The sequence below is a fragment of the Curtobacterium sp. MCBD17_032 genome (assembly GCF_003234855.1).
Lineage (GTDB): Bacteria > Actinomycetota > Actinomycetes > Actinomycetales > Microbacteriaceae > Curtobacterium.
Genome location: NZ_QKTO01000015.1, coordinates 55110 through 67798 on the forward strand (window position 1 = coordinate 55110; position 12689 = coordinate 67798).

14 protein-coding genes, 3 tRNA genes and 1 rRNA gene are annotated in these 12689 nt (G+C 70.9%); 3 read left to right on the top strand and 15 right to left on the bottom strand.

Annotated features, from left to right (window positions below):
- Nucleotides 1-41: 41 nt before the first annotated feature.
- Genes DEI91_RS14435 through leuC form a run of 4 tightly spaced genes read right to left on the bottom strand, consistent with a single transcriptional unit; the run spans nt 42 to nt 4333 of the window.
- A complete protein-coding gene (locus DEI91_RS14435) occupies nt 42-872 on the bottom strand; it encodes a 1-acyl-sn-glycerol-3-phosphate acyltransferase (protein ID WP_258374445.1) in 831 nt (276 codons plus the stop codon).
- Between the two features lie 46 nt (nt 873-918).
- The gene (gene murA, locus DEI91_RS14440; RefSeq protein ID WP_110826129.1) at nt 919-2286 is read right to left on the bottom strand and encodes a UDP-N-acetylglucosamine 1-carboxyvinyltransferase; all 1368 of its coding nucleotides are present in this window, start codon (nt 2284-2286) and stop codon (nt 919-921) included.
- A complete protein-coding gene (gene leuD / locus DEI91_RS14445) occupies nt 2286-2882 on the bottom strand; it encodes a 3-isopropylmalate dehydratase small subunit (protein ID WP_111052955.1) in 597 nt (198 codons plus the stop codon). Before leuD ends, murA begins: the two co-directional genes overlap by 1 nt.
- On the bottom strand, nt 2882-4333 hold the full coding sequence (leuC, locus tag DEI91_RS14450) for a 3-isopropylmalate dehydratase large subunit (protein ID WP_111052956.1): 1452 nt from the start codon (nt 4331-4333) through the stop codon (nt 2882-2884). Before leuC ends, leuD begins: the two co-directional genes overlap by 1 nt.
- A 144-nt stretch (nt 4334-4477) precedes the next feature.
- Between leuC and DEI91_RS14455 the strand changes: the two genes are divergently transcribed.
- Complete coding sequence (locus tag DEI91_RS14455; protein ID WP_111052957.1) at nt 4478-5545, top strand: FUSC family protein; 1068 nt, start codon at nt 4478-4480, stop codon at nt 5543-5545.
- Between the two features lie 85 nt (nt 5546-5630).
- The gene (locus tag DEI91_RS14460; protein WP_111052958.1) at nt 5631-6053 is read left to right on the top strand and encodes a GNAT family N-acetyltransferase; all 423 of its coding nucleotides are present in this window, start codon (nt 5631-5633) and stop codon (nt 6051-6053) included.
- A 10-nt stretch (nt 6054-6063) separates the two neighbouring features.
- On the opposite strand, the gene DEI91_RS14465 is transcribed toward DEI91_RS14460, so the two are convergent.
- The 5 genes from DEI91_RS14465 to DEI91_RS14485 form a co-directional block, all read right to left on the bottom strand.
- Nucleotides 6064-6666 (bottom strand): histidine phosphatase family protein, encoded by a 603-nt coding sequence (locus tag DEI91_RS14465; RefSeq protein WP_111052959.1) that lies wholly within the window; start codon nt 6664-6666, stop codon nt 6064-6066.
- The gene (gene crcB, locus DEI91_RS14470) at nt 6663-7037 is read right to left on the bottom strand and encodes a fluoride efflux transporter CrcB (RefSeq protein ID WP_111052960.1); all 375 of its coding nucleotides are present in this window, start codon (nt 7035-7037) and stop codon (nt 6663-6665) included. The genes DEI91_RS14465 and crcB overlap by 4 nt, the downstream gene beginning before the upstream one ends.
- On the bottom strand, nt 7034-7498 hold the full coding sequence (locus DEI91_RS14475; RefSeq protein ID WP_111052961.1) for a CrcB family protein: 465 nt from the start codon (nt 7496-7498) through the stop codon (nt 7034-7036). The genes crcB and DEI91_RS14475 overlap by 4 nt, the downstream gene beginning before the upstream one ends.
- Nucleotides 7499-7589: 91 nt before the next feature.
- Nucleotides 7590-7665: transfer RNA gene (locus DEI91_RS14480), tRNA-Glu, on the bottom strand.
- A 33-nt stretch (nt 7666-7698) separates the two neighbouring features.
- Nucleotides 7699-7774, bottom strand: a tRNA-Glu gene (locus DEI91_RS14485).
- A gap of 103 nt (nt 7775-7877) precedes the next feature.
- Here DEI91_RS14485 and DEI91_RS14490 point away from each other — a divergent pair.
- Nucleotides 7878-8687 (top strand): DUF72 domain-containing protein, encoded by an 810-nt coding sequence (locus DEI91_RS14490; RefSeq protein WP_111052962.1) that lies wholly within the window; start codon nt 7878-7880, stop codon nt 8685-8687.
- Between the two features lie 40 nt (nt 8688-8727).
- Here DEI91_RS14490 and DEI91_RS14495 read toward each other — a convergent pair whose 3' ends face one another.
- From DEI91_RS14495 to rrf, 6 genes are all read right to left on the bottom strand, one after another.
- Nucleotides 8728-9360, bottom strand: coding sequence for an MBL fold metallo-hydrolase (locus DEI91_RS14495; RefSeq protein WP_111052963.1), 633 nt, complete (start codon nt 9358-9360; stop codon nt 8728-8730).
- A 93-nt stretch (nt 9361-9453) separates the two neighbouring features.
- Nucleotides 9454-9828 carry a zinc ribbon domain-containing protein gene (locus DEI91_RS14500; protein ID WP_111052964.1) on the bottom strand — a complete coding sequence of 125 codons (375 nt, stop codon included), beginning with the start codon at nt 9826-9828 and terminating at the stop codon, nt 9454-9456.
- 88 nt (nt 9829-9916) lie between these two features.
- Nucleotides 9917-9991 (bottom strand) — tRNA-Gln (locus DEI91_RS14505).
- A 44-nt stretch (nt 9992-10035) separates the two neighbouring features.
- Nucleotides 10036-10959 carry an NAD(P)/FAD-dependent oxidoreductase gene (locus DEI91_RS14510; protein WP_375537694.1) on the bottom strand — a complete coding sequence of 308 codons (924 nt, stop codon included), beginning with the start codon at nt 10957-10959 and terminating at the stop codon, nt 10036-10038.
- 5 nt (nt 10960-10964) lie between these two features.
- The gene (gene gltX, locus DEI91_RS14515; protein WP_111052965.1) at nt 10965-12452 is read right to left on the bottom strand and encodes a glutamate--tRNA ligase; all 1488 of its coding nucleotides are present in this window, start codon (nt 12450-12452) and stop codon (nt 10965-10967) included.
- Nucleotides 12453-12587: 135 nt separating this feature from the next.
- Nucleotides 12588-12689: ribosomal RNA gene (gene rrf, locus DEI91_RS14520) — 5S ribosomal RNA — on the bottom strand; the annotation flags it as partial.

Consider the following 12689-nt stretch of genomic DNA (forward strand, 5'->3'; position numbering starts at 1 on the left):
CGTGCGGGCGGAGGCCGGGCGCGCTGGTCCGGTCGGCTGCGTCACTCAAACTTGCCGGTCTCCTTCTGCTTGTTCGCGGTCGGGTCCCAGCGCTCGGCGGGCGCCTGCTCACCACGGAGGCCCTCGAGCAGCGCGGTGATGCGCTCCATGAGCAGCGCGGTCACCTCGGTGAGGGCCTGCTGGTCGACCGGCTTCCCACGCCACCGCGACAGGTCGAGCGGCTCGCCGTAGACGATGTCGACCTTCGCCGGCGGGAACAGGCGGAGCTTCTTGCCGTACCGCGCCATGATCCGCTGCGTGCCCCAGTGGGCCATCGGGATGAGCGGGACGTCGTTCTCGAGGGCGATCCGCGCCGCCCCGGTCTTGCCGCGCATCGGCCACAGGTCCGGGTCACGGGTGAGCGTGCCCTCGGGGTAGACGATGACCGCGCCGCCGTTCGACACGAGTCCCTTGCCGCCCTTCAGCGGGTCGTTCAGGCGGGTCCGGCCGTTGCGCTCGACGGGGATCTGCCCCATGCCGCTCATGAGCTTGCCGAACACCGGCACGCGGAACAGCGACGCCTTGGCGAGGAACCGCGGCGATCGACGGTGCAACCACACGGTCGTCCCGACGACGAGCGGGTCGATGTTCGTGTAGTGGTTCGGCGCGAGGACGAACGCGCCCTCCTCCGGCAGCCGGTTCGGGCCGTGCCAGCGGTACCCGGAGGCGAACCGGATGGTGGGGATGACGACGGACCCGGTGATCCGGAAGGCCCGGTTCAGCTCACCGCGTCGCCACCGTCGGCCGGGGACCGGGAGGCCCGTGTGGACCTCGCCGGGTCGTCCCACCTGGGGCAGGTCCAGCGCGTCGGGCCCGGTCGTTGGTCGCGCCACGGCGGCACCGTCACCGGTGCCGCCGTGGTCGTGCTGCTCCGCCACGTCAGCCGGCGAAGTCGAAGTCCGCGCCGAGCTTGCGGAGCTTCGGGATGAAGTGCTCGTACCCGCGGCTGATGATGCCGACGTTCGTGATGTGCGACTCGCCCTCCGCGGTCAGTGCCGCGATGAGGTGGCTGAAGCCGCCGCGGAGGTCCGGGACGCGGACGTTCGCACCGTGCAGCTTCGTCGGGCCGGTGATGACCGCGGCCTGCTCGAAGGGACGACGGGCGACGCGACGGTCGTGGCCGGGCAGGCCCTCCTTGTGCACGACGATGTCGGCACCCATCTCGTTGAGCGCGTCGGTGAAGCCGAAGCGGTTCTCGTAGACGGTCTCGTGCACGACGCTCTGACCCTCGGCCTGCGTGAGCGCGACGACGAGGGGCTGCTGCCAGTCGGTCATGAAGCCGGGGTGCACGTCGGTCTCGATGACGACGGGCTTGAGGACGTCCAGCTCGCGGTAGAACCGGATGCCGTCCTCCTGGATGTCGAACCCGCCGCCGACCTTGCGGAAGACGTTGAGGAACGTCATGAGCTCCTGCTGCTTGGCGCCCTCGACGAAGATGTCGCCGTTGGTCGCCAGCGCGGCGGAGGCCCAGCTCGCGGCCTCGTTGCGGTCGTTGATCGCACGGTGCGTGTACCCGCGGAGCGACTTGACGCCCTCGATGAAGATCGTGCGGCTCGGTTCGACCGTGACGATCGCGCCCATCTTCTGCAGGATCGCGATGAGGTCCATGATCTCGGGCTCGATCGCGGCGTTCCGCAGCTCGGTGGTGCCCTCGGCGAGGACGGACGAGAGCAGGACCTGCTCGGTCGCGCCGACGCTCGGGTAGGGGAGCTCGATGTTCGCGCCCTTGAGGCCGTTCGGAGCCGTGATGTGGATGCCCGAGACCTGCTTGTCGACGACGGCACCCATGGCGCGCAACGCGTCGAGGTGGAAGTCGATCGGGCGGTCGCCGATGCGGCAGCCGCCGAGGTCGGGGATGAACGCTTCGCCGAGCTTGTGCAGCAGCGGACCGCAGAACAGGATCGGGATCCGGCTCGAGCCGGCGTGCGCGTCGATCTCGGCGAAGTGCGCCGACTCGACGCGCGAGGGGTCGAGGATGAGCTCGCCACGGGCGGGGTCCGTCACGCGGACACCGTGCACCTCGAGCAGGCCGCGCACGACCTTGACGTCGGAGATGTCCGGGACGTCCTTGAGGATCGACGGGGTGTCGCCGAGGAGCGCAGCGACCATGGCCTTGGTCGCCAGGTTCTTCGCACCGCGGACCTCGATGCGTCCCACGAGCGGCTTGCCGCCCCGGATGACGATCTCGTCCGACTTCAACCCGACGCGCGCCCCTGCAGCTGCTGCGTCCTGTACGAGAGAGTTCACTACTTCACCGGCAATGTCTTCGGCCGCCAACGGGAGCGGCGGGATTCGAACTCCGTGATCGAGGTCTCGTCACGGAGGGTGAGCCCGATGTCGTCGAGCCCTTCCATCAACCGCCAACGAGTGTAAGCGTCGATCTCGAAAGCCACGTCCATGTCGCCGATCGACACGCGCTGTGTCGCCAGGTCGACGGTCGCCTCGATCCCGGGCTGCGCCTCGATCGCCGCCCACATCCGCTCGATCTCGGGCTCGGTGACCATCGCGGTGACGAGGCCCTGCTTGCCGGCGTTGCCCTTGAAGATGTCCGCGAAACGGGGTGAGACCACCACGCGGAACCCGAAGTCGCGCAGCGCCCACACCGCGTGCTCGCGGGACGACCCCGTGCCGAAGTCCGGGCCGGCGACGAGGACCTTCGCGCCCTGGTACGCGGGCTGGTTGAGCACGAAGTCGGGGTCCTGCCGCCAGCCGGAGAACAGCGCGTCCTCGAACCCGGTCTTCGTGACCCGCTTGAGGTAGACCGCGGGGATGATCTGGTCGGTGTCGACGTTCGACCGCTTCAGCGGCGCGGCGATCCCGGTGACGGTGTCGATCTTCTCCATCAGTGGTTCCCTCCTGCGGTCACCGGCTGCGCCAGGCGAGCGTCGTCCTCTTCCAGGTCCCACGGGCTCGACAGCGTCCCCCGGACAGCGGTCGCGGCGGCGACGAGCGGCGAGACCAGGTGGGTCCGGCCGCCCTTGCCCTGCCGACCCTCGAAGTTGCGGTTCGAGGTGGAGGCACAGCGCTCCCCCGGCGCGAGCTGGTCGGGGTTCATGCCGAGGCACATCGAGCAGCCGGCGAACCGCCACTCGGCGCCGAAGTCGACGAACACCTTGTCGAGCCCCTCGGCCTCGGCCTCCAGGCGCACCCGGGCGGACCCCGGCACGACCATCACCCGCACGCCGGGTGCCTTCTCGCGTCCCGCGATCACGGACGCGAAGGCACGGAGGTCCTCGATGCGGGAGTTCGTGCACGACCCCATGAAGACCGCGTCGACCGCGATGTCCTTCATCGGGGTGCCGGCCTCGATGTCCATGTACTCGAGCGCGCGGGAGGCCGCGGCCTGGTCGTTCGGGTCGCTGAAGTCGGACGGCGAGGGCACCGAGTCGGACAGCGAGACACCCTGGCCGGGGTTCGTCCCCCAGGTCACGAAGGGCTCGAGCGCGTCGGCGTCGATGAAGACCTCGGCGTCGAAGACGGCATCGTCGTCCGTGGCGAGGGTGTCCCAGTACGCGACGGCCTCGTCCCAGTCCGCCCCGGTCGGCGCGTGGTCGCGACCCTGCACGTAGTCGTAGGTGGTCTGGTCGGGGGCGACCATGCCCGCGCGGGCACCGGCCTCGATCGACATGTTGCAGATCGTCATCCGGCCCTCCATGGAGAGCGCCCGGATCGCCGAGCCGCGGTACTCGAGCACGTAGCCCTGCCCACCGCCGGTGCCGATCTGCGCGATGACCGCCAGGATGATGTCCTTCGCCGTCACGCCGGGGCGCAGGGTGCCCTCGACGGTGACCGCCATCGTCTTGAAGGGCTTCAGCGGCAGGGTCTGCGTGGCCAGGACGTGCTCGACCTCGCTCGTGCCGATGCCGAACGCCATCGCACCGAAGGCGCCGTGCGTCGAGGTGTGCGAGTCGCCGCAGACGACGGTGATGCCGGGCATGGTGAGCCCGAGCTGCGGACCGACCACGTGCACGATCCCCTGCTCCTTGTCGCCGAGCGAGTGCAGGCGGACGCCGAACTCCTCGCAGTTGCGGCGGAGCGTCTCGATCTGGGTGCGACTCGTCGGGTCGGCGATCGGTCGGTCGATGGCGAGCGTCGGCGTGTTGTGGTCCTCGGTCGCGATGGTCAGATCGAGACGGCGCACCGGGCGACCCGCCTGTCGCAGCCCGTCGAAGGCCTGCGGGCTCGTCACCTCGTGCACGAGGTGGAGGTCGATGTACAGGAGGTCGGGGTTGCCGTCCTCACCCTTGACGACGACGTGGTCGTCCCACACCTTCTCGGCGAGCGTCCTGCCCATGCCCGTGCCTCCTCATCCGCGTCCCGACACCGCTGTCGCGGTGTCGTCCGAGCATGCTAGCAGCTTGGTATACCAATCGCGACGGCGGCCGGGAGGCCCGCTCCGCGATCCCGGGACCGGTCGCGGTGGGAAGATGGTGCGGACATGACGACGCCCGCGCACTCGACCCGCACCACCAACCTCGAGGGCGCGGCCCGCGCCGCGGTCGCCGGCGGCGTGCCGCTGGCACTCCTCATCGCCCTCGATGTGCCGCAGTACGCGGCCTTCGCGGTGTTCGCCGGGTTCACCGCGATCTTCGGCGCCACCGAGCCCTACCGGCAGCGCGCCGTGACGACCGGCGTGGCCGGGGCGATGCAGGTCGCGTGCATGGCGGCCGGCATCGCCGTCGCCCTCCTCGGCGCGCCGCTCTGGATGCAGGCGGTCGGGCTCGTCGTCGTCATCGTCGTCGCGGTCGGCACCCTGACGGCCCTCCGGGCGATCCCGGCGCAGCCGATCTTCCCGGTCTTCGCCTTCGTCGTCTCCGCCCTCGTGCCCGTGCGCCCGTCCGACCTGCCGCTCGCGGCGACGGTCATCCTCTGCGCGGTCGCCTGGGCATGGCTCGTCGCGATGTCGGGCGCCGCCTTCCGGCTGGTCCTGCACCCGCACGCGCCGCACCGCTTCCGCCCGCTCGCGGACAGCAAGCACCGTTCCCTCGCGGTCCTCCGGACGTCCGCCCTCTGGGAGACGGTCGCCCTCAACGTCGTCGGTGCACTCGTCGCCGGGGCCCTCGCCGAGGCGCTGCCCGGCCTCGGGCATCCGTACTGGGCGGTCATCGCCGTCGTGTCGACGCTGCCCGCGCTCCGGCAACGGCACACCGTCTCGCGGGCGGTCCAGCGCGTCGTGGGCACGGTCGGCGGCACGGTGATCGCGGTCGGCATCCTGCTCCTCGAGCCCTCGGCCTGGTGGATCGTCGTGATCGCGGTCGTCGGGCAGTTCGGAGCCGAGGTCTTCGTCGCCCGGAACTACGCCGTCTGCCTGCTGTTCCTCACCCCGCTCGCCCTCGCGGTCTCCTGGCTCAGCGTGCCCGAGTCGCCGACGCTCCTCGCACTCGACCGGATCGGTCAGACGCTCCTCGGGGCGCTGGTCAGCGTCGCGCTCCTCGTCGTCGGCCGCGCGGTCGAGCGGCGGCGCGGCCGCCCGCTCGGTGCGACCAGCAGCATCCGGACCGTCTGACGGGCGGCGGCCGTCCGTCGGCCCGGCACCGCGCCTCCCGTGCGGTCGCGCCGATCACGGCGGAGCCGTGCGGCACGATGGGCGCATGGACGAGACCTACACGCTGCTGCCCAGCGCCCCGCCGCTCGACGACTACCTGCGCCTCCGGCGGAGCTCGGGTCTGACCCCGGTGACCGCTGAGCAGGGCGCGCCAGCGATCGTCGGGGCGTGGTCGTCGTGTCACGTCGTCGACGCGGAGGGGACGCCGGTCGCGATGGGGCGGGTCATCGGCGACGGCGGGTGGTACTTCCACGTCGTCGACATCGCCACCGACCCCGCGCACCAGCGTCGCGGGCTCGGTCGGGCAGTCGTCGAGTGGCTCGTCGCGGACGTCCGCGAACGGGCACCGGAGGGCGCGTACGTGTCGCTCATCGGCGACCCACCGGGGCAGCGGCTCTACCGTTCACTCGGCTTCGAGGACGTGGCGCCGAGCCTGGGCATGGGCATGGTGCTCGGCGCCGACGACTGATCCGTGCCGGTCAGGACGGAGTGATGTTCCAGGCGTCGATGACGGGTCGTCCGTGCTCGTAGCCGAGCGAGCTGACCGTCGCCGTGCCGAGCTTCAGCACCGCCCCGTCCTGGGGGGCGAGGCGGATCCACGCTGCGCCGAGTGCGCGCAGGACGTGCCCGTGCGCGACGAAGATCGCGTCGTGCCCCTCGGCCAGGACGGGCCGCGCACGGTTGATGACGCGCTCCACACGGACCCGCACCTCGGCAGCGCTCTCACCGGGGGTGGCGCCGGCCGGGACGCCGTCGGTCCACAGGTCCCAGGGTCCGTGGCGCTGGACCTTGATCTGGGGCGTCGTGAGGCCCTCGTAGGCGCCGTAGTCCCACTCGTACAGGTCCTCGTCGAGCTCCGGGTCGACGCCGATGATGCGGGCGGTCTCCCGCGCACGGGTCAGCGGGCTGGACAGCGCCAGCGCGAACTCGCGGTCGGCGAGGTAGCGGGCGGCGCGCTCCGCCTGCACCACGCCGTTCTCCGTGAGCGGGATGTCGGTGCGGCCGGTGTGCTGCCCGCTCTTCGACCACTCCGTCTCTCCGTGACGGACGAGGACGAGTTCGCCGGGGCGTTCCGAGGTCATGAGTTCCTTCCGAGCCAGAGGCCGAGCGCGGCTGCGCCGACCGAGACGACGAGCATGCCGAGGCCGTTGAGGACGGCGAGCCGGGTCTTGCCGGATCGGAGGAGCTGCACGGTCTCGACGCTCGCCGTCGAGAACGTCGTGTACCCACCCATCATGCCCGTCCCGAGCACGGCGACCATCGGGACGGCCAGCGCCCCGGTCTCCCCGAGCCCCGTGACGAGACCGAGGACGAACGACCCGGTGACGTTGATGAGCAGCGTGCCGAGCGGGAACCGTGTCACGCGCTCCTTCACGAGCCCGTCCAGCACGAACCGCAGCACTGCCCCGACGCCGCCGCCCGTCGCGACGAGCAGGACTGCCAGAGCGGTCACCGCTCCGACCCCGTCCCCGGTGCTGCCGACGCCGCGGCCCGTCGTCGGAGCGTCGTGGCGAGGGTGATCCCGGCGACGGCCGCGGCGAGGCCGAGCACGACGGTCAGCAGCGCGTACCCGCTCCCGGCGCCCCATCGTCCGGCGTCGAGCAGTCGTGCGGTGTCGTCCGCGAGCGTGCTGTACGTCGTGAAGCCCCCGAGCACACCGGTGCCCACGAACAGCCGCGCGGTCCGCCGGCGTCCGAGGTCGGGTCCGCGCATGGCGAGGTGCTCGAGCAGCAGTCCGAGGCAGAACGCACCGACGACGTTGATCCCGAGGACCGTCCAGCTGATGCCGTCGACCGGCGGCAACGCGGCGGCGAGGACGGCGCGGATCGCGGTCCCGACCGCGCCACCGAGTGCGACCAGTGCGACGGGACCGGCACGCAGGAACGACGGGCGTCCCGCCGGTCGGTCGTCCATCCGTCGCCTCCTGCCCGCTCGCCGCCCGACGGCACGTGCTGACGGGTGGGACGACGAAGGCCCCCACCCGGCAGGGTGGAGGCCTTCGTGCTGGTGACCCCAGCGGGATTCGAACCCGCGTTACCGCCGTGAGAGGGCAGCGTACTAGGCCGCTATACGATGGGGCCGCGGCGATGTGTCGGTTCGGAGTGTGTCACTCGTGGTGACCCCAGCGGGATTCGAACCCGCGTTACCGCCGTGAGAGGGCGGCGTACTAGGCCACTGTACGATGGGGCCGTTCCGACAACTCGACAAGTATGGCACACGGTGTGAGTGAGCACCAAAACGAGGCTGTCCGTCCCGGTGTGTCGCCATGCCGGCCGGAGCATACGGTGGGGCGATGACGGTGCGCATCGGCCTGTCCGGCTGGCAGTACGACTCGTGGCGCGGTGACTTCTACCCGGAGGGCCTCGCGAGACGACGATGGCTCGAGTACGTCGGCGAGCAGTTCCCGACCGTCGAGGTCAACGGCTCCTTCTACTCGTTGCAGCGTCCGTCCCGGTACCGCGCCTGGCGGGCGGCCGTCCCGGAGGGCTTCCGCTTCGCACTGAAGGGCGGTCGCTACCTCACGCACATGCTGCGGCTCCGGAACGTCGACACCGCGCTGGCGAACTTCTTCGCCTCCGGTCCGCTCGAACTCGGGCCGACCCTCGGTCCGGTCCTCTGGCAGTTCCCTGAGCACGTCGCGCCCACGCCGGACGTCCTCGACGCGTTCCTGACGCTGCTGCCCCGCACGCACGGGGCGGCCGCCGTGCTCGCGGCCGGGCACGACGGGAAGGTCGTCGAGCCGGCCACGACGACGGAGCACACCGCGCTGCCGATCGAGCACGTCGTCGAGGTCCGGTCACCCGACGCCGTGACGCCCGAGCACCTCGCGGTGCTCCGCCGGCACCGTGTGGCGCTCGTCGACTCGCACGCCGGCGACTTCCCCCGGTTCGTCCGCGACACCGGGGCGCCGCTGGCGTACCTCCGCCTGCACGGGGCCCCGCACACGTACCACGACGGCTACTCGACCGGAGCACTCGCAGCGTGGGCGGACGTCGTCCGGGAGCACGTGGACGCAGGCCGGGACGTCTGGGTCTACTTCGACAACGACGCAGAGCGGCACGCTCCGTGGGACGCGCTCGGACTCAGCCGCCTCGTCGGGTGAGCGCTGACCCTGCTGGCGCCCGGCGGTCGGGCGACCGAGGTCAGGCCGTGAGCGACTCCCCCGGTGCGAGCACGACGACCTCACCCGCAGGCTCGACGACCTGTCGGATGCGGTCGGTGTGGCCCGCGAAGCCGATGTCGGAGAGCGTCGCTTCGTGGATCGGGAACGCGCGCCGGGGCGTGACGGACGCGAGGTGGTCCATGAGTTCACCGATCTTGAGCCACGGTGCACCGACGGGTGTCGCGAAGACCTCCACCGGAACACCCGGGTCGATGTAGGCGTCGCCGGGGTGGAACAGCACCCCGTTGACGAACACGCCGGTGTTGTCGACCACCGGGACCGACGAGTGGATGAGCTGGTGCCGCGTCCCGTGGAAGGTGAGGGCGAACGGCCCGACGGTCCGCGCTTCCCCGTCGGTCACGACGTCCACCGCGACCACCTCGTCCAGAGCCGCGGCGACACCGGCCGGACCGAAGACCGGGATGCCCGGGTTCCGCTCCAGGATGCCTGCCACCTGGTCGACGGTGCCGTGGTCCGGGTGCTCATGGGTGACGACGACGGCGACCACGTCCGTCGCCTCGACGGGACGGGTGAACGCGCCGGGATCGATGACCAGGCGGGCACCCTCCTCCTCGAGGACGAGGCAGGCGTGCTCGAGCTTCGTGATCAGCATGGCGACGAGCGTACGCCGTCGCGGCGCGGAGGCCTGAGGCCGCGCGAGCTCGCCGTGGTCCCCCACGGCGGGCGACTTCCGGGCCTCCGGCGACTACCGGACGTCCGGCGGCAGGGTCTCCTGCGCGTGGTGCGCGGCCTGGGCACGTTCAGCGTCCGCGATGAACCGTTCCGCACCGTCCCGGGTCAACGAGGACTGTCCCCCGCAGTACGAGCACTGCAGCACGTACCGGCCGTGCCCGAAGGGGAACACCGGCACGAAGAAGAGGGTGAACCACGTGCGGAGGCGGTGCAGACGCTGCGCTGCCGTCGAGCCGCAGAGCGCGCAGGCGAAGAAGAGGACCCCCGCGAGGGCTGTCCTGGTGCGGCTGCCGAAGATGATCATGACGTCCCCTGGTCGGTGGTCGGGCTGCCGGACACCGGCGAACTCGTCGCGGTGTCCGGGCGTGGCGCGTGCTGTCGCGCCCACGCTAGGCCTCCTGCGATGTGGACGAGCGCCGTCGAGGACCGGGAACGACGAAGGCCCTCGGTTTCCCGAGGGCCTTCGATCACGTTGCTGGCTGGGGTACCTGGACTCGAACCAAGAACGACGGTACCAGAAACCGCTGTGTTGCCAATTACACCATACCCCAAAGGACCTTGCGGTCCTGCGCCCCGTTCTCCGGGGCACGATCAACTACTGTACAGCATCCCGGAGGTCCTCGAGACCACCGACGAGGTCCCGGTGCACCGCGGCGGCCGTCGACGCCCCGTGACCGGCCGCGACGATGAGCTGTTCCGGCCCGGGCGGGGTGATGTCGCCGACCGCGTACAACCCGGGCGCGCCGGTCCGTCCGAGCCGGTCCACGCGCACCAGGCCCTGCTCGTCCCGGTCGAGCTCGGCGTCGACCCAGTCGAGGTCGGCGTGCCAGACCGGACGGACGAAGGCACCGGAACGCGCCTCGACGTGCCCGTCGGCGAGGCGGACGCCGGTCATCCCGTTCCGGTCACCCTCGAGGTCGGCGAGCGGGCGGTCGTCCAAGCGGATGCCCGCGTCGTCGAGACGAGCCCGGCCGGCGTCGGACACCGCCGCCACCCCGTTCGTGTACACGACCAGGTCGTCGGTCCAGGCGCGGATGAGCAGCGCGCGGTCGACGACGTCGTCGGTCTCACAGATGAGGGCGAGGGGTTGCCCGGCCTTGTCGTACGCGTCGCACTCCACACAGCTGTGCACGTCGGTGCCGTAGAACGCGCGGAGCGACGGGAGCGCGGGGAACGCCTCGCGGAGGCCCGTGGCCAGCACGACCGCGCGCGCATCGGCCTCCACCGGGGTCCCCCGCCAGCTCCCGTGGAGTTGCCAGACGTCACCGTCTCGCCAGAGCCGGTCGACCACCGCCGTCGTCACGGTCGCCTCGGGGTACGCGGCGACCTCGTCGCGCCCGAGCCGACGGAGTTCGAGCGGCGAGATGCCGTCCCGCGTGATGAACCCGTGCGACCGGAGGGTGGCTGCGTTCCGCGGCCGGTTGGCGTCGAGGAGGAGGACCGTCCGCTTGGCCCGCACGAGGTTCAGCGCAGCACTGAGCCCCGCGGGACCCGCACCCACCACGACGACGTCGTACACGGCCGTCAGCGCGCCGCGAGGGAACGCAGTCGCGCGAGCGTCGACTCCTTGCCGAGGATCTCCATCGACTCGAAGAGCGGCGGGCTGATCCGTCGACCGGACACCGCGACCCGGAGGGGACCGAAGGCGACACGGGGCTTCAGCTCGAGACCGTCGATGAGCGCGACACGGAGCGCCTGCTCGATGGCTGCGGTCTCCCAGTCCCGGAGCGCCTCCAGCGCCTGGATCCCGGCCTGCAGGACCGGCACCGGGTCGCCCTTGAGCGACGCGAGCGCGTCGTCCTCGACCACGAGGTCCGCGTCCGCGGTGAGCAGGAAACCGAGCATGGCGGGCGCCTCGCTGAGCAACTGCATGCGCTCCTGCACGAGCGGTGCCGCGAGCGCGAGCACGTGCTCCTGCGCCGACGTCGCCGGCTCGTCGAGGTACTCGGACAGGTAGGGCTTGAGACGCTCGCGGAAGTCGGCCCCGTCGAGCAGACGGATGTGGTCGCCGTTGATCGACTCGGCCTTCTTGTGGTCGAACCGAGCGGGGTTGGGGTTCACGTCCGTGACCTCGAACGCGGCGATCATCTCGTCGATCGAGAACACGTCCCGGTCGGGCCCGATCGACCACCCGAGCAGCGCGAGGTAGTTGACGAGCCCTTCCGGCACCATGCCGTTCGAGCGGTGGTGGAAGAGGTTCGACTCCGGGTCTCGCTTCGAGAGCTTCTTGTTGCCCTCTCCCATGACGTAGGGCAGGTGACCGAACTGCGGGATGAACTCCGCCATCCCGATCTCGTGGAGCGCCTCGTACAGCGCGATCTGCCGCGGGGTCGACGACAGCAGGTCCTCACCACGGAGGACGTGCGTGATGCCCATCAGCGCGTCGTCGAGCGGGTTCGTGAACGTGTACAACGGCTTGCCGTTCGGGCGCACCACGACGAAGTCGGGGAACGACCCCTGCGGGAAGGTGATCTCGCCGCGCACCAGGTCCTGGAAGCTCAGGTCGCGGTCGGGCACTCGCAGGCGCAGGGCCGGTTCGCGGCCCTCGTCGCGGAAGGCCTGACGCTCGGCGTCCGTCAGGTCGCGCTCGTGGTTGTCGTAGCCCTGCTTCGGGTCGCGCCCGTTCGCCCGGTTCCGCGCTTCCATCTCCTCCGGCGTGACGAACGACTCGTACACGTGACCGGCGTCCTTGAGCCGCGCGATCGCGTCCTCGTAGACGTCCGTCCGCTCCGACTGCCGGTACGGCCCGTGCGGACCGCCGACCTCGACGCCCTCGTCCCAGTCGAGCCGCAGCCACCGCAGCGCCTCGATGATCTGGCCGTAGGACTCTTCACTGTCGCGCGCGGCATCGGTGTCCTCGATCCGGAACACGAGCTTGCCGCCCGTGTGTCGCGCGTACGCCCAGTTGAAGAGGGCAGTGCGGACGAGGCCGACGTGCGGCGTCCCGGTGGGTGACGGGCAGAACCGGACGCGGACGTCGGAACCAGAGGCAGAGGAGAATGGCGCTGTCATGACGCCACCGATCCTACCGTGGCACATCCTGCCGATCGGTGCCGCTCTCCGAGCTGTGGGGACGCGAAAGAGCCCCTGACCGGGGTGAGCGTTGCTGCTCACCCCGGTCAGGGGCTCGATCGTTCTTGAAAAGGAGTCCGGCGGCGTCCTACTCTCCCACAAGGTCCCCCTTGCAGTACCATCGGCGCTGAGAGGCTTAGCTTCCGGGTTCGGAATGTGACCGGGCGTTTCCCTCTC